Annotated in this window: 11 protein-coding genes and 5 pseudogenes; 5 read left to right on the top strand and 11 right to left on the bottom strand. The window is 58.6% G+C overall.

Going from position 1 to position 15,846, the window contains the following annotated elements; genetic code table 11:
- Positions 1 to 504: 504 nt before the first annotated feature.
- From AC1DNK_RS27070 to AC1DNK_RS27055, 4 genes are all read right to left on the bottom strand, one after another.
- Positions 505 to 975, bottom strand: a complete 471-nt coding sequence (locus tag AC1DNK_RS27070; protein ID WP_477944177.1) for a pyridoxamine 5'-phosphate oxidase family protein — start codon at positions 973 to 975, stop codon at positions 505 to 507.
- A gap of 49 nt (positions 976 to 1,024) precedes the next feature.
- Positions 1,025 to 1,255: a hypothetical protein gene (locus AC1DNK_RS27065; RefSeq protein WP_477944176.1), complete on the bottom strand. Its 231-nt coding sequence runs from the start codon at positions 1,253 to 1,255 to the stop codon at positions 1,025 to 1,027.
- Complete coding sequence (locus tag AC1DNK_RS27060) at positions 1,256 to 1,552, bottom strand: hypothetical protein (protein ID WP_477944175.1); 297 nt, start codon at positions 1,550 to 1,552, stop codon at positions 1,256 to 1,258.
- Between the two features lie 159 nt (positions 1,553 to 1,711).
- Positions 1,712 to 1,954: a DUF6894 family protein gene (locus AC1DNK_RS27055; RefSeq protein ID WP_477944174.1), complete on the bottom strand. Its 243-nt coding sequence runs from the start codon at positions 1,952 to 1,954 to the stop codon at positions 1,712 to 1,714.
- 341 nt (positions 1,955 to 2,295) lie between these two features.
- Here AC1DNK_RS27055 and AC1DNK_RS27050 point away from each other — a divergent pair.
- The 5 pseudogenes from AC1DNK_RS27050 to AC1DNK_RS27030 form a co-directional block, all read left to right on the top strand.
- Positions 2,296 to 2,504, top strand: a pseudogene (locus tag AC1DNK_RS27050) (cold-shock protein).
- Positions 2,505 to 2,630: 126 nt separating this feature from the next.
- Positions 2,631 to 2,856 (top strand): annotated as a pseudogene (locus tag AC1DNK_RS27045) (hypothetical protein).
- 31 nt (positions 2,857 to 2,887) lie between these two features.
- Positions 2,888 to 3,246, top strand: a pseudogene (locus AC1DNK_RS27040) (DUF6481 family protein).
- Between the two features lie 83 nt (positions 3,247 to 3,329).
- Positions 3,330 to 3,605 (top strand): annotated as a pseudogene (locus tag AC1DNK_RS27035) (hypothetical protein).
- A gap of 147 nt (positions 3,606 to 3,752) precedes the next feature.
- Positions 3,753 to 3,889, top strand: a pseudogene (locus AC1DNK_RS27030) (Fic family protein); the annotation flags it as partial.
- Between the two features lie 150 nt (positions 3,890 to 4,039).
- Here AC1DNK_RS27030 and AC1DNK_RS27025 read toward each other — a convergent pair.
- The 7 genes from AC1DNK_RS27025 to glf form a co-directional block, all read right to left on the bottom strand.
- Positions 4,040 to 4,915 (bottom strand): transglutaminase family protein, encoded by an 876-nt coding sequence (locus AC1DNK_RS27025; RefSeq protein WP_477944173.1) that lies wholly within the window; start codon positions 4,913 to 4,915, stop codon positions 4,040 to 4,042.
- Between the two features lie 88 nt (positions 4,916 to 5,003).
- Positions 5,004 to 6,104: an extracellular catalytic domain type 1 short-chain-length polyhydroxyalkanoate depolymerase gene (locus tag AC1DNK_RS27020; protein ID WP_477944172.1), complete on the bottom strand. Its 1,101-nt coding sequence runs from the start codon at positions 6,102 to 6,104 to the stop codon at positions 5,004 to 5,006.
- Between the two features lie 105 nt (positions 6,105 to 6,209).
- Complete coding sequence (locus AC1DNK_RS27015) at positions 6,210 to 7,259, bottom strand: fatty acid desaturase (RefSeq protein WP_477944171.1); 1,050 nt, start codon at positions 7,257 to 7,259, stop codon at positions 6,210 to 6,212.
- The gene (locus tag AC1DNK_RS27010) at positions 7,256 to 7,432 is read right to left on the bottom strand and encodes a DUF4167 domain-containing protein (protein WP_112386791.1); all 177 of its coding nucleotides are present in this window, start codon (positions 7,430 to 7,432) and stop codon (positions 7,256 to 7,258) included. The genes AC1DNK_RS27015 and AC1DNK_RS27010 overlap by 4 nt, the downstream gene beginning before the upstream one ends.
- 499 nt (positions 7,433 to 7,931) lie before the next feature.
- Positions 7,932 to 10,214 (bottom strand): glycosyltransferase family 4 protein, encoded by a 2,283-nt coding sequence (locus tag AC1DNK_RS27005; RefSeq protein WP_477944170.1) that lies wholly within the window; start codon positions 10,212 to 10,214, stop codon positions 7,932 to 7,934.
- The gene (locus AC1DNK_RS27000) at positions 10,211 to 13,450 is read right to left on the bottom strand and encodes a glycosyltransferase (protein ID WP_477944169.1); all 3,240 of its coding nucleotides are present in this window, start codon (positions 13,448 to 13,450) and stop codon (positions 10,211 to 10,213) included. The genes AC1DNK_RS27005 and AC1DNK_RS27000 overlap by 4 nt, the downstream gene beginning before the upstream one ends.
- Complete coding sequence (gene glf, locus AC1DNK_RS26995) at positions 13,443 to 15,794, bottom strand: UDP-galactopyranose mutase (protein ID WP_477944168.1); 2,352 nt, start codon at positions 15,792 to 15,794, stop codon at positions 13,443 to 13,445. Before glf ends, AC1DNK_RS27000 begins: the two co-directional genes overlap by 8 nt.
- Positions 15,795 to 15,846 lie beyond the last annotated feature (52 nt).

Below are 15,846 nucleotides of genomic sequence, written 5' to 3'. Positions count from 1 at the left end.
CAAGCGTCCATCGGAACTTGAAACGAAGGACTGCAGATGCGAATTCGTCGTGGAAAGAGAGCCGCCGTTTGATACGGCGGCTTTTCGGTTTGAATTTACGTTTCCTGCTTTTGTCCACTTTTCAAATGATCTGGTCGTCCTGGCGGATCGGGATGGGGCGTTCAGATTGCCGGCCTGCCGCGGTGACCAGTTCGTCCATGGTGACGGTCCGGATCCGCGAGATACTATGAAGCCGGCTTTCGCTCCACGCAATATGTTCCTTCCCACGGTCACATCGACAGGCTCAAGATCAAGTCGGGGAATTTTCATTGGCATCGGTACGGTTGCGCGCACTGGCCTAGAGTTCCGGGAATAAACGCTCGAGATTGAATCAGCACAAGACACGTCATCGAAGCCAGACTTCCGATGGCACGTTTCCAACCGCGGCCATGTTTCAAGCACTGCTCTGTCCAGCCTTCGGATTAATGCCGGCTTCGCGCGGCTTACTCAGGGCTGAAAACGCCGCTATCCAACGTGCCCACTCCCAGGTGCCGCGTTCGACTGGCGCCCGGACACCACGTCGAGCGACAAGCTAAAGAAGATCGGACCGCCGCTAGCCGTTTCTCTGCCCGCGCTTAGCTCGAACGTCCCGGGTTCCCACCAGAATGGGCGTTTTTGCAATAAGGACCACGCATGAATACGTTCATTGCGCCGCTCGGGCGTGTCCGGCAGTTCATCGAAGTGGCCTTGAACAAGAACGCTTGTCCAATTTCTGTCATTCGCCAATTCTTCAACTTGCAGGCTCGCAAGCGGTCTGCGCCGGAGGTATTCCATTTTCCTCCCCGCCATCGAGAACATAAAAACCTTGTTGGCATCATATGCGTAGTGAACAGGGATCACATATGGGTAGTCTTCCCCCAGACATCCGAGATGTCCAAAGGCGTGCCTTTCGAGAAATGATATACACGCCTCTTCGGTCATTCGTCGCAGGTCCATAATAACCTCCCGCTCTTGGTTAGATTGTCGCCTCAGTGTTGCCCTAGCGTTATGACTTGGCGTCTAGCGCCGCTTCGATTTGCTTCAAGCGATCGATGGTACGGCGCTTGAGGTCGTAGAGCCGCAGCAGCAGCTCTTCGTCCAGGTCAACGGGTTGGCCGTTGCCCCGCAACTTGGCGACAATCACTTCCTGTTTGGTTAGCCACTCATCCACTTTCGCGGCTTTGCCCTCCGCAAATCTCAGATTTTTTAGTTTGTACCGAACGCACTTCATGTTCATTCAAACCAATTTGGTCGGTTCGCAACGTCGTTGCCGCCCCGCGCGACCAAACAAAGAGACACCGCCCGTATCCCGCTTAGCTGAAGTCTCGATGAATGTGTGTGGCGGCGAGGTGCCGGTGTCGAGGTGAGAAAACGTGTCAGGCTCGCAAAACATCAACATCCAGCCGTCTGCGCTTAGCTGTTGCCGAGCTGGCTTAAAGGCCCGGATCTCCCAGTTGTCGAACTCGAGTTTCAAGCGATCGAGATCATAGGACGAAAATCTGCCGTTGTGATCTAGCCGATCAGTAAGGAGCATTGTCCTTCTCCCCAAGTTGGGGCGGGAGCACTGCGCTCTCAAGCGGCAGTGCCCGATTACGTGGCTGCCGACCGAACTACCCTAGGCTTGTCTACTGCGAACGCAACAACTCATTTGGATTGGCGAACAAGGTGAGCCCCACTTGCCCGCTGTGCTTGATCATCTATCACGAAACAGTTTTGCAATCACAGCATCGACCCGTACAACGCCCACCTCCCTGCGGTCCGCGCATATCTGTATGCCGCTGATCGTCCAGCGACGCGCGTTGCCCAGCGCATCGACCAAGAGCCCATTGAGACTATTCTCGGCGGCATTGCGCGCTTCGAGAAATGTCGTGAATTCTCTGCCGTCTTCGTCTTCAATTGTGTGGTCGAGGTGCAGGATGTGGAAATGGTAGCGCACAGGCCAACCTCGCGGAGATAAAGAGGAGCCTGCTCAGGGTTCAGGCGGGCCCCTAGTGAAAGTCCCCCGCGATACAGGAATATTGAGGGCCAGTCGGGGTGCCAACTTTCTGTACGAGACGATGTTCCCGCTCTAGCAAAATAAATGTCATATCGGACATCTGTAGACAAAGCAGAGATCACTAGCAGCTCGACCGTATGATCGAAACCATCAGGCGCGCTCGGAAAGAGCATGCAGATCAATAAAGCGCATAACTCCAAGAAAATCATTTTCCTTTCGTTACAACGGTCCGCGAAGCGTTGCTTTTGCGGTCCCACTCTATGCTTTGAAAGGGTTTCATCATTACCACAGGCGGAGTAAAAGGTTCAATTCCACCAAGGGCTTCGGCTTCATTCAGCCTGACAACGGCGGCGCTGACGCTTTTGTCCACATTTCTGCCGTCGAACGCGCCGGAATGCGCGAACTCGTCGAAGGCCAGAAAATCGGCTTCGAACTCGAGCGCGACATGAAGTCGGGCAAGATGTCGGCCTGCAATCTGCAGAACGCTTAATCGATATCTGCTTGCCTTTGACCACGGATGTACTGGCACTGCCGAAGGCACGTTATCAATTCAAGGTCAGGCGTTCTGCCTGGCCTTTTCTTTTTCGCCCGTCCATCGGGCGTTGATCGGAACCACGTGACAGAGAGATTTAGCAAATCCCGCCAGCAGGCGGAGATCGCCTTTGGCAACGCCCAGACGCAATTTTTTGCGAAGCACAAGGCGGTGGAAGAGGTTCAGTCCATTGATAAGGCCCGCGATGCGAAGACATTGAGGCTTCGCGAAGCGCGCTTGGCGAAGGAAATGGGAGATCGCGCCGCGCGCGACCTCCGCTGTTCTAGCGAAGCGCGCCAGATCTAAATGATCAACCGGCAACAACCTCATGAGGATGAAATTTGAAGAAGCCTAAAACCACTGACCTTGTTGACCGGCGCACCGCAGCAGCGGATGCCAGAAAAGCCCTTCTCAACGCCTACCGTGCCGCACAGGTCACAGATACGCCCGCCAGGGTCGCCAAACGGGAAGAACGGGCAGCGCGATTGCTTCTGCCCGGGAAATGCGCCGTCTCGAACGTGAGCGCTTGAAGGTGGAAGAACGTGACCGGCTCGCAACCGAGGCAGTAGATCGGCAGACTGCGGCGGATGCGGCTGCACTTGCTGATGCCGACCGCATAGCGAAGGTCGTCAATGACGAAGCGGAGCGAAAGGCCGAACGCGATCAGCGCTACGCCAATCGGAAGGCAAGACGAGCGTAATTCTTCGCCGCCATCGAGCGATTGACCCTTCGCCTTGCTCATCTCGATGGCAACGTGAGACCACGACCATCATAGGAGCATCCATGGTACCGGATAAAAATGAGCTCCAGGCGATCAACACGTCCCTGGCGGATCGCGATCCAGGAAATTTTGCGGATGGTCATCCGTGACATGTATCACTCTGGGGGCGAGGCAGCGTTCAAGACACTATCAAACGGATCGAGGAGGCAGCGGTGGATAGCATCCACTCTGACCTCAGACTGCGCGGCACTGATGAATGGACGGAAGTCTTGGTCAAGGAACGGGCAAGTAACTTCGTCACGACCCTGCTGACGTCGTTCACCTATGATCGCGCCTGAGAAAGCCTACCGGCCGATGGAGGACGCGTGTGGGCCGAGTGCTTCACGCCGCCAGCAGCTGGTCACGTTTCGATGTCCCCACATTAATTAAACGCGAATATTTAAGTTCGTCGCTTAATTAAATGAAATGCGCCTTGCTTAAATAAAGTACCGGCTTTCGTGCCGCCGCAATTGCCGCCCGAGCCGGTGATTGATGTGCTTTCACTATTGGAGCGTCTGAGCTTGGAGAGCGCGCGTTAGAACGCTTGGATGGTATCACAATGCTGCTACCGCGAAAGGAGCTGCTTCCTCTAAGCGAAGGCACTGATCCCCCGCCTCTCAGTCCATGACAGTCAGCAAATAGATGGGCCAGGGTTTCGGTCTCCATCAAGAGTGAAGGGTGGGCGAGGCTCAAAATCAGCCAAGCCAATACGATCGTTCTCGTGCCGCCTGGCCTATGCCGAGACGATTGCTTTTACTTCGATGGTCACGTCCATCGACCGGAACGCGTCCGCCGCGCCCGCTAAGCTCCCTGAAACCGGAACGGCCTGGGCGATGTCGCGACTCACGCCGACCGGGATCAGGTTGGCGCTGCCCATACTGCGGTTCGTCGGATCGAATGTGATCCAGCCAGCGCCTGGAAGGAAGACCTCTGCCCAGGCGTGCGTCGATCCATAGTCCGTCGAACCGGAGAGGGAGCTGTCCGGATCGAACAGATAGCCTGAGACGATCCGGGCGCCAAAGCCCAGGCTGCGGACAGTTTCCACGAATAACACGGCAAGGTCCCTGCAGGAGCCCCAACGCCGATCAAGGGTGATCAGCGACGCCTGCGTGCCTTCCTCTTCCCGGCTCTGGTAGGAAATGGCCGATGCGATACCCAGACTGATATCCTTGAGGAGCGACAGTGTATCCGTAGGCCTGCCGGCGACGAAGCCGCGCGCCCATGTCGCGAGGCGGTGCTTGGCATCGTCATAGCGCTGAACGGTTAGCGCTCCAAGGTCTGTCCAATCGCTCTCTGGGTAGAGGAAGGGATAGTTGATCGCCGAAGCCGCGATGTCGAACACGGGCCACGCCGGTGCCTTCAAATCCACGGTCGCCGAGCTGTCCACAACAAGGCTATCGCTGGGCGTCTGAAATGTCGCTAAAGCGATTATATTGCCGAATACGTCGTGCGACCAGCTTAGCTCAGCCTCGGGGGAAGTGGAAATTTCATGGCTCAGCAGCCTGAGCTCGCGGCCCTCGCGCGGCCTGAGCATAAGGCGGTGCGTCGACAACGATACGGTCTGTCGAAAATTGTAGGTAGTACGGTGACGAATACCAAGCATCGGCATGAAGAGCAAACCCCTGAAAAGTTGACGGCAAAACCCCCGCCCTTGACCTGGGGCAACAGCTTGTCTTCTGCACGCCGCGCCAGTTCAATTAACGCATCAGCCCGGCTGCACGAAGCGCATCGTTGATCACCTTGCCGACACCTTGTTCGTCGCGACCTGCGGCATCGCGAGCCGGGCCGGGTTTTGCATACGCCATTGCCTTGGCGATCACAGCTTCAATGCCTGAGGGCGCGGCTGTGTGCTCCAGGCCAGGCTCGTATGCGCCTTCCGCGATGGCGACATCAGCATCATCGGCAAGACCCCAAGACCTGGCAATACGTGCGGTCGAGGAAATGCCTGCCTCCAGCATAAACGGCCCGGAATTTCCCAGTGGAGCTTCAGCCGTAAATGACAAAGGAACACCATGGGCCATGCCGTTGATGAGATTGACCTCGATGACCTGTTTGCCGCGTCCATCTAGCCAGACCTTACGACTATGGCCATTGATGGTTTCGATCATATCAGGTGCGCCGGAGACGTGGTGCACGCCGGCCCACTGTTGGACGATCTGCTCTGCGTTGACTGGCTTCACCGTCTGGTCATGTGAACCGTGCCACACGGAGATACGTGGGTAGTCCCCCAGCTTGATTGCCGCAGTCGTCAAGGCCAATTGCAACTGGCTGACGCTCGGGGCTTTATGGCCACGCATCCGCTCGAAGGCCTGCCCCACACCTGAAGCGATCCCATAAGGGAGCCCGCCGATGATCGCGCCCGCCGCAAACAATTCGGGATAGGCTGCCAGCATGACGTTCGCCATCGCGCCTCCGGCCGACAGTCCGGTGATGGAGACCTTGTCAGGATCCATCCCGTGCGACACAACGACGTGGCCGATCATCTCACGGATTGACAGAGCCTCGCCCGCATCGCGCCGGATATCGCCCGGCTCAAACCAGTTGAAACACAGGTTGGCATTGTTCGCCCGCTGCTGCTCGGGAAACAGGACCGCAAACCCTTTTTCTTCCGCCAGCTTTGACCAGCCGGAACCGTAGTCATAGGTCGCCGCATTCTGCGTGCATCCGTGCAGGACGACGACGAGCGGCGTTTTGGGAGCAAGGATGGTCGGCAGATAAAGCCAGCACTTGAGCAAGCCGGGGTTCGAACCGAAGTTCTTCAGCTCGATCAGCTGGCGCGAATTCTTCTGCTGGATCACGTCCGTCTCCTCTGCCCACCATTGGACATTGGTTCGTATATGGGTACGAATGCTGCGCCGCACAATTTTTTTTGCAAAGATATCGTGATCTGTAGTGGGCAGAACTCAGTGAGCTTTCTCAGCGACCCGTGCGATACCGGCTGCCTCACGAAAGGAGATCAAGCGCCGATTACTTTCGTCCCACAGGACGAGCTTTACGCATCTTATGCTTTGCCCCAGCGTGATCCTGCCGATTTCGCCGAGTTCCGGGTGGTTTTGTACGACCTCCGGCAGGCGATAGTAGGGGATCTTGCTTGAGAGATGGTGCACGTGGTGGATGCCGATGTTGCCAGTCAGCCAGCGCAGAGGACGCGGCAGATCATAGTACGAGGCACCGTGTAGGGCGGCTTTTGGAAACTGCCATTCCGGCTCCTTCGACCAGTGTGTCTCCTCGAATTGATGCTGCACGTAGAATAGCCAGACGCCAATCGAACCCGCCAAAAGGACAATCGGTAGGTGGACGATTAGAAAGGAGACAGGGCCGATCGCCCAGATCAGGAGCGCGGCGATCGCAACAACTGCGACATTGGTGGCCATCGTCGACACCCATGGCAGCATGCCCTTGCGCATCATGCCCACCGGCAGTCGTTGCTGAAACAAGAAGAGCCAAGCCGGGCCTATGCCAAACATCACCAGTGGATGCCGGTAGAGGCGATAGCCGACCCGTCCCCACCGAGACCGTTCATAATATTCCGTCACAGTGAGAGTGGTGATGTCCCCGACGCCCCGCTCATCGAGATTGCCGGCTGACGCGTGATGCGCAGCGTGCGCCCTGCGCCAGTAATCATAGGGGGTCAGTGTAAGGACGCCAAGAACACGGCCTGTCCAGTCATCGAAGTGCCGCCGGGCGAAGAAGGAGCCGTGGCCGCAATCGTGCTGGATCATGAATAGCCGCAGCAGAAATCCCGCTGCAGGCATGGTCAGGATCAAGCCCCACCAGAAGCCGTAGTGGACCGCCAACCAGGTCAGCGTCCAGAAGGCGGCGAACGGGATGGCTGTGACCGACAGCTCAAACATGCTCCGGCCGGCATGCGACGTGCGATATTTTGCAAGGATTTTAAGCCACGCCTTTTCATCCCCGGTCTCAGGAGCGGTGTACATCGATTTCGTGTTCATTGTGGCTGGCCAGCTCTCTGCAGGGCGGCTGTGCGATAAAAATGTTCTGCGTGCTGAGAGAGGTTCTCGGCCTCGATCCGGTCACCGGTCTGGGCGGCCTCTCGCGCCAGAAGCATATACTGCTCGTATCGCCTCATCAGGCTCTGCGAATTGGTTGTTGCGGTGGCATCCATGCTGGCGCGTGCCGGTCGGCTGGCCGACGAAGGGGAGTTTCGGCTTGGTGATCTCGAAAAAATAATTCAAGCCCTTACAGGGCTTGCTCCATAAACTTAATGATTTCGGGGAACTTCGACCGCTAAGTGCGGGCTAACTTGTCATCGGCATCGCCGCCTCGGCGCGGCATCGCAGTTCGCTCATCATGTATCTCGTTAATGCGGCCGTTTGATGTTGTCTAAGTGTCTAGCCGCGTACGGCCCGCTTCCAGTTTCGTGAGGCGGCCGGACCAAACAGATCGATGCACAAGGCCTAAACTTTCGGTTTCTGAAAGCGTCTCGGTTCAAAGCCCCGCCTTGGAAGTCATTATCGCGCAGTCGAAATTGGAGGATTGATTCTTAAGGCGAAGGTCTCACGCGTCCCAGACTGACTGATTTGGCATCGAGCATGGATATCCTGCCACAATTCCCGCGCCAGTGACCAAATTTTATACCCAGACATTTCTCATTGAGTGATTGCTTACAGGCCTGTTAACCTGGCCGCCTGCGTTATGATCGGGTTCGAAATCGGCCCGTCTCGCCGGATCGCTGAAGACAACGCCGCATCGGCTTGCCGTCCTCCGATCGACACCTCTGCAGACAGCAGTCCGTTTTGACACATACGATTGTCGTCCCATCCCGGATGATCGGCGATTGGATAAAGACATAGCCCTTCCAATGGCACGCCTGCTCTCATCGCCAAGCGCGCCTGTGAAGAAACATAGCTGTACCACGCAGCGCGACGTTCACCCTCGATGCCCGTTTCTGCGATTATCAAAGGCCTACCATAGCGGGCATAGGTCTCGATCAGGATATTGCTAAACGGCTTATAAAGATGATGACCGATGTCGATCGGCGGCCCGCCATGGATCCACTGGTTGTTAAAGTAGTAATTGACCCCGATGACATCGAGATAGCGCTCCTGGCCGCCGATCTGCGGCCAGAGGCGGCCTGAGATCAGGTCCCATCCCTGAAATTGTGATTGCCGATGACTTTCGGCAACGCCCCGTTCCCATGGACGAGATGGGTCAGTGATGACGTTTATCACCGGATCGCAATGGACGAAACGCGCCCGGCCGTCTGCGGCGAGGATCGCTTCCATGGCAGCGATCGCGGCGCGTGCCAGTTGCACCTTCAGCTCGAACCCACGCCCGTTCGCGAAGGGATTGAGATACCCGGCGTCGCCACCGCCCCATGAGAAGAAAGAAATCTCGTTGACGGGACAATAAAATGGGACCGTGTCGCACTCTTCTCGAACGATTTTGGCACATTCGCCCGCAAACCTTGCGAAACGGTCAGCGAAGCCCGGTGACCAGATGTCCAGATCGTCGGGCCAGCCATAGTGGAGCAAGTCCCAGATCACCTGCGTGCCGGTTGTTTGCGCCGCTTGCAACATAGGCCTCATGCTTGACCAGTCGTAGTGACCGGCCCGGTCGATCAGGTGCCAGCGAAAGCCGTCGCGCACTGTACGAATGCCAAACTCCGCTAGCTGACGATAATCCTGCGCGGCATGGCGGTCGTGGCCGATGGCCGCAAGCATGTCGAGCCGGCGACCGACCTGCTCGTCCTTTCGGGGACGAAGCCGGTGGCTCGAGCATTCGAATCCGCCCTGCAGGAAGGATTGAAAAAGGCCGGTTGGCCCCGACGGCACCCTTTCTGCTAGCACGTCGGAAAACAGTTTTCTCCAGTGGGGGACCACCGCTTCCGTGGCGTAGCGCTCCTTGACACTATCCCGCAGTGCAGCGCCAAGCGACCGCCGCAGCGCAGGGTCATCGATCAGCCGGGCGATATTTTTCGCCACGGCCTCAGGATCGCTGTAAGAAACAAACAGACCGGAAATCTCATCTTCGATCTGCTGCAGCGCGCCGTTGTCGGGCGTTGCGATGACAGGAAGAGAGGCGGCCCCGGCCTCGGCGATCACATGCGGCATACCTTCGCCGCGAGACAGCCAAACGAAGATGTCGAAGGCAGATAGCAGCTCGGGAACATCCTTCCGGTCTCCGAGAAACATCAATTTCGCTGCTAGTCCACGCTGCTGTGCCAGCGCCTTAAGTTGGTCAGCATGCTCCGGCATGAAGGCGTCCGGGCCGCCGACGATCACAAAGCGGGCCCGGCCGTCACGCAGGGCGACAAGGGCGGCCGCCTCGATAAAATCCTCGACATTCTTCTTGGGGTCGAGCCGGCCGACCCAACCGATCAGCGTCTGGTCTTCCGTGATGCCAAGCCCCCGCCGGGTCGCCCCACGCAACGACGGGTCGAAACCCGCCAGATCGACCATGGACGGGATCTCGAGCGCGTGATGCTCACGCCCCGGCATATGTGAAGCCGCGGCGTCGCGGATCGAACGGCAGACGCCGATATATCGGCTCGTCAGGTGTTTTGGTCCGGCCAAGGCTTCGGAGACGAGTCCGCCATGTTCGACAAGCGGGGGGCGCAGGTGCAGCCGTTCCAGGGCCGGATAGATATCGGCGACGTTCTGGCATGACACTACGATATCGTAGGAAGGGATCTTGGCCGCCAGGTAGTCGACGGTAGCATCGAACGACAGTTCGTAGGGTGTCGTATCGACATCGACGCCGAGCGCGGCCAGTTGTTCATGCGTCTGCTCCGGCATGCCCGGCTTGCGGAAGCAGGCGACCACGTCGATGCGAAAGCGCCGCGGGTCGAGATTTCCGGCCAGCAGTCGCACCTCGGTTTCCTCGCCGCCGACCACCAACCAAGCAAATACGAACAGGATGCGGATCGGCGCGGCTTCCTCTGTCATTCGCCTACCTGGAAGACGACCTGCAGGAAATCCGGCCGGTTTTCGATGAGGTCGGTTAAAAAGGACGGCGCGTCGGTCATCGGAATGACATGGGTGATCATGTGCTCACGGATCGCGCTACCATCACGTCGGAGAAGATCGACAGTTGCCAGCGCAAGCCGTTGGCGGTTCCACAGCGGGGCTAGTCCACGAGGCACGCGGTTGATCTGAGCACAGCGTATGTTTAGGCCATTGTGGTGAAACTCCTCGCCAAGTCGGAGCGACTCGGCGCCGCGTTGGTAGAAGGCGAGGTCGATCACGGTGCCCTGCGGTCGCAGGGCCTTTAGCGCGGTATGCAGGCTCGCGGACTGCGCCCGGGTCTGGAATACCAAGTCGGCGCCGCGGCCCATCGCACCGTCATGCCAGCGCGCCTTGGCATGCTGCCAGGCCTGATCCTCCGTCATCGCCATCAGTCCCATCGCCTCCGCCTTGCCGCGGCGAAACTCGGAAGGATCCGTCACGAGCACGTCCGAGGCACCGAGCGCGCGGGCAAACAGCGCCGTCATCAGGCCCACCGTACCGCCGCCGATAACGATGACCGGGCGATCCTTCACACCTGCGCCAAGGAAGGGCACGTGGCCTCCGAAAGCCTCAGCGTCGGCATGCAATATGCCGTTGGCGCAGATTGGACCCATCTGCGCGACAAGCACGCCGAGCAGTGGATCGATGTCCGTCGGCATCGGCACCAGAAGGTCATTGGACGGGTTGGCGGTGTGCCCGGACTTGTGGGCATAGGTCGTGGCAACCACATCCCCGTCTGAGAAGCCGTGCGCGCGCGATTCCGATACGCGCGCAACTTCCATATAGCCGAGGAATGGCACCGGGAAGTGCAGGTCCGCCTCGTTCTCGATGAAAGCGCCGCGCTCCCCATCGAAACGCGATCGAAAATAGGGATTGGTGTTTTTGAGAAAGGTCAATTCTGTCCCAGCTGAGAGGCCGGTGTAGACGGTGTCGAGGCGAACCTCGCCATTCCCCGGCGGCCCTTCCTCATATTCGAAGAAATACGGGCGGCCCGGTGCCTCGACGCCAAGGGAGCGAATCCTTCTGTGCCCCGGCGCCAGTTCGGGTGGCAGCGGTTCTGGGCGAGGCTGGAATTGCAGCGGAGCCGGGTTGGGTCTTTGCGTGCGCGGCGGATGGAGCTTGACGACCTGACCTGATTTTGCCGAGGAAACCACGGCAAGTGCCAGCCGATGCGTCGTCAGCGCTTCGGCATAGGGACAACGGATCCGGTTTTCGCCGCCGCGCACTGCGTCGATAAAATCTCGGTCCTCGCGCCAAACCGGATCGCCATCGGCCCCGCGCACCGGACGTCCTCGGCCGACATCCACCATGATCTCACGGTCGGACAACTCGATCGCCAGTTGGTTTGCGAAGATGTGCAGACCAACGCGATGGTTCCATCCGAGCAGGCAGGTGGAGGCAATGTTTGCAACGACACCGGTTTCGAAGGTTAGGTTGGCAGTCGTCACCGTTGGCACGTCGAGATCTGGAAAGTCGGTCCGGTCGAGATGCCCGGCACGCCCGTAAACTTCGGTGACTTCGCCCACCAGAAATCGCGCGAGATCGAGAAGATGGGTCGTCTGCTCCACCATCTGTCCGCCCGACTTATCTTCCTTCCACCACCATTGCGGCGGCGGTGTGGAATCCAGCCAGTAGCCAGACAAAAGTTGCGCGGGATTTTCCTTCAACAGGCCGCGCGCTTCGTCGACGATGTCCAGATAGCGCCAATGATAGCCGACGCCGGTAATCAGACCCCGGGCGGTCACGGCCGCCGAAATTTCCTCCGCGATTGCCAGATCGAGCGCCACCGGTTTTTCGACGAAGAACGGAATTCCCCGCTCGACGAGCGCGCGCTCCGGTTCGCCATGGGCAAAGGGCGGGACGCAGACATACACGGCGTCCGGACTGACCGCGTCCAGCATTTCCTTATGATGGGAGAAGGCTTTGGCGCCAAACCGCATCGCGGCCGCATCCGCCCGGCCGAGATCGGGATCCGCGAAGCCGACCAGTTCGACGTCGTCGAAGCCGGCGATGATATCGAGGTGTCGGTGCGCGATGCCGCCGACGCCGATAAAGGCCAGACGTGTCTTTTGCATTGAGAGATCCTTTAGCGTTGGGCCTGTTTTTCCGACAAAACGGCCGTAAATCGCGCCGGTTTCTGCCGCCATCCGATCGGCAGAAAAGAGCTGTCGGAAGCGTTCTCCCGCGGCGGCGCCGACGCCAGCCAGCCGAATCGGATCGGCAAGCGCCAAAATGATGGTATCGGCCAGCGACTGGACATCGCCTGGTTCTGCAAAAAACGGGTGTTCTTCGCCGAGCGCCTCCAGGGTGCCGCCGATACGCGTCGCGACCACAGGCGTACCAAGCGACATCGCTTCCAGCACGACGAGCGGCAGCCCTTCGAACAGTGACGGCAGGACGAAGAGATCGCTGCATGCAAAGAGCTCGGCAACATCTGCACGCTGGCCCAGAAAACGGATATGGGCGGCTACGCCGAGACTTTCAGCAAGCGCCGTGAGGGTCTCCTGTTCCTCGCCCGCTCCTGCCAGCAGAAGCATGGTGGAGGGATGCCGCCTCAAGACTTGCGGCAGGGCGCGCAGCAAGGTCGCATGATCCTTTTGCGCGGTCAGTCGCGCTACGGTCAGCAGAACAACTGCATTGTCGGATGCGACGTTTCGTGTCAGTTCCATCGCTGCTGCGATTGGCTCACGCGCATAGATGCCGTTGCGGATCACCGTCAATCGGTCCGTTGCAATGTGTGCCGCGTAGCTGGCCAGCGAAGCGTCGGAAACGACGATGTGATGGGAGATGTTTTGCGACGCAAGGCGATAGTCCTCTTGTTGCCGATCGTCGGTCAGAAGATAGGGCAGGTGTTCGGTGCGGATGACCGGAATGCCCTTTGCCGCGCCAATGGCGCTGAGCTTAAGTCCTTCCCAGCCTATTCCAGCATGAACATGAAGGAGATCGCTACCGGCCTGAGAGAGCCAGTCTGAGAAATCTTCTTCATCGCGGGCAAGCCGTATCCTAATGCCGAAACGCGCGGCGCGGGGCAGTAGACCATTGCGGTCCTCCCCGATCAGGGCAATCGTCACATCCCACTCGGGGGCGCAGCCGCGCGCAAGTGCGAGCATGTGCTCGCCCATTCCCGACGGATCGAGACTATCCGTCGCCAGAACGATGTGTGCTTTTCTAGTCAAGCCGCGAATCCGCCATGACGCTATGTCCCAGCCGCTTCTGCAAGCGCCGGTGCGTCGCAAGGGCCTGTCCAACAACCTGATCCATGTTGTAATATTTGTAGGTGCCAAGCCTGCCCACGAACGTGACGTCGCTCTGCACCCGCGCAAGGGCTTCGTACTGCCGGTAAAGCGTCTGGTTCTCAAATCTAGGGATCGGATAGTAGGGATCACCTTCAGCGCATGCGAACTCGTAGCTGATGCTCGTTTTGGGATGAACCTGACCGGTCAGATGCTTGTATTCGGTTATGCGAGTGTAAGGCACGTCTTCAGAAGGATAGTTGACTACCCCGACGGGCAAAAGTCGTCGTGCGTCATGCGTTTCGTGCCGAAATTCGAGGCTGCGATAGGGCAGGTGCCCGAAGCAGAAATCGTAGTATTCGTCGATCGGACCGGTAAAGATCGTGTGTTTCGCCAAGGCGTCGTTACGCAAGTCGGCGTAGTCGGTGTCGAGCAAGACCGTGATGTTCTGGTGGTCAAGCATGCGCTCGAACATCCGCGTATATCCGTCGCGCGGCATCGCTTGAAACGTGTCAAGGAAGTAACGGTCGTCGTCGCTGGTGCGGGTCGAAATCCGTGCCGTGACGGAACGGTCGAGTTCGGAAGGGTCAAGACCCCATTGCTTGCGCGTATAGCCCTCGAAGAAGGTCCTGTATAGCTCGCCGCCAACCTGCGACACAACCACGTCTCGCGATGTGCGGATCGGGTCGCAGGGTTCGGCGCGGCTTGCCAGAAACTGCGCAGCCTCTGTCTCGTTCGAGAGGTTGAGGCCGAACAGCCCGTTCAGCGTCGTGCGGTTGATGGGAATGGGCAGCCTAAGATCGCCAACCTGCGCCAGCACTCTATGCTCGTAGCCCCGCCAGGCGGTGAACCGGGATAGATAGGCGAACACATCCTCGCTGTTGGTATGGAAAATATGCGGGCCGTATTTGTGCACGAGTATGCCCGCCTCATCGCGATGATCATAGGCATTTCCAGCGATATGCGGCCGCCGATCGCAGACAAAGACCGAACGGCCGTCGCTGGCGAGACGTTCGGCCATCACCGATCCGGCAAAGCCGGCGCCAACTACCAGGTAGTCGTAGCCCCGACGAACCGAACTGCGGTGAAACGCGAACGAAGCTTCCCTCGAAACGGCAGGCGGGTTGGATCTGGCTGCCACCGCCTGCTCGACGAAATGTGACATCGAGCGAAAGGTGGCATCCCAGGACGAACTGGCAAGTGTGGCATCCGCTGCCTTCCTCCATGCGTCACCTGAACGCGAAAGCGTCAGCGCGGCGTCGCAGGCTCGCGCAAACGCGACAGCGCCATCGGCTAGGAAAACGCCCTTGACATCGCCGTAGCTGCGTTCCACGTCTGTAATGCGGGTGCTCACCACCGGCCGTCCAGCCGCAAGATATTCGGGTGTCTTGGTGGGACTGATGAAGCGGGTTGCCTCGTTCAGCGCAAAAGGCATTATTGCCGCCTGCCAACCGGACAGGTAGGCCGGGAGATCCTGATAGGCTTTCTGCCCGAGATAATAAATGTTCGCTGCCTTTGGCAGATCTTCGGGCAAAATCTTGACTACCGGACCGAGGAAAACGAACGAGTGATCCGGCCGGGCATTTGCCGTCTCGCGGATCAGGTCGAGGTCGAGCCGCTCGTCGATCACGCCATAATAGCCGAGCCGGGGATGCGGGATCGCGGCCTGATCTGCCGGGTCCGCCTGTACCTCGCGGGCCTTGCGGAAATGATGCGCGTCGACGCTGGAGGGGAAGGCATGGATGTTGTCGTGCCGGTGCCTCTTCGCCTCGTAGAGACTGATACCGCCGGTGAACACGGCATCCGCGCGGGCGATCAGCGCATCCTCCGATTCCTTCAACCGGGGCGGCGCGAACTTGAAATTAGCCAGTTCGTCCATGCAATCGTAGATCACTGCTTCGGCATCCACATGTCCAGCAAAGCTGAACATCATGGGTGTGTAGAACCAAAGGACGGGGCGGCGTCCGCCGCCTAGCGCAATCAACTCGTCAAGAAGTTCACCGAGCGCGTTTTCCCGCTCAGCCTCGCTCCACCAATGCGGTATCCGCGGCCGGACAGCCTTGACGTTGGTATCCACGAAAGGGTGGATTTCCAGATAGGCAAGATGGTGGTCGGTCGGGATGAATTCTTCGAAGAAGAAGACCTCGCGGTCGCGAGAAAATCTCTGCATCAGATGCTGCGGTCTCTGCAGCACGAAATCCCATCGAAGGTGGGAAAAACAAACAAGGGGAGGGTTACGGGAAGCGCAGGGTTCAGGCGTCTGCAATGTGGAATTCAACACGTCCATCAAACACCTCGTTCCTTCATAACCCCAACTTCGGTTCCTTGCGAAAGTTCCG

The organism is Rhizobium sp. 01N424, assembly GCF_056399485.1.
Note: the sequence above shows the minus strand (reverse complement) of the source record. Positions and strands in the feature narration are given on the sequence as shown.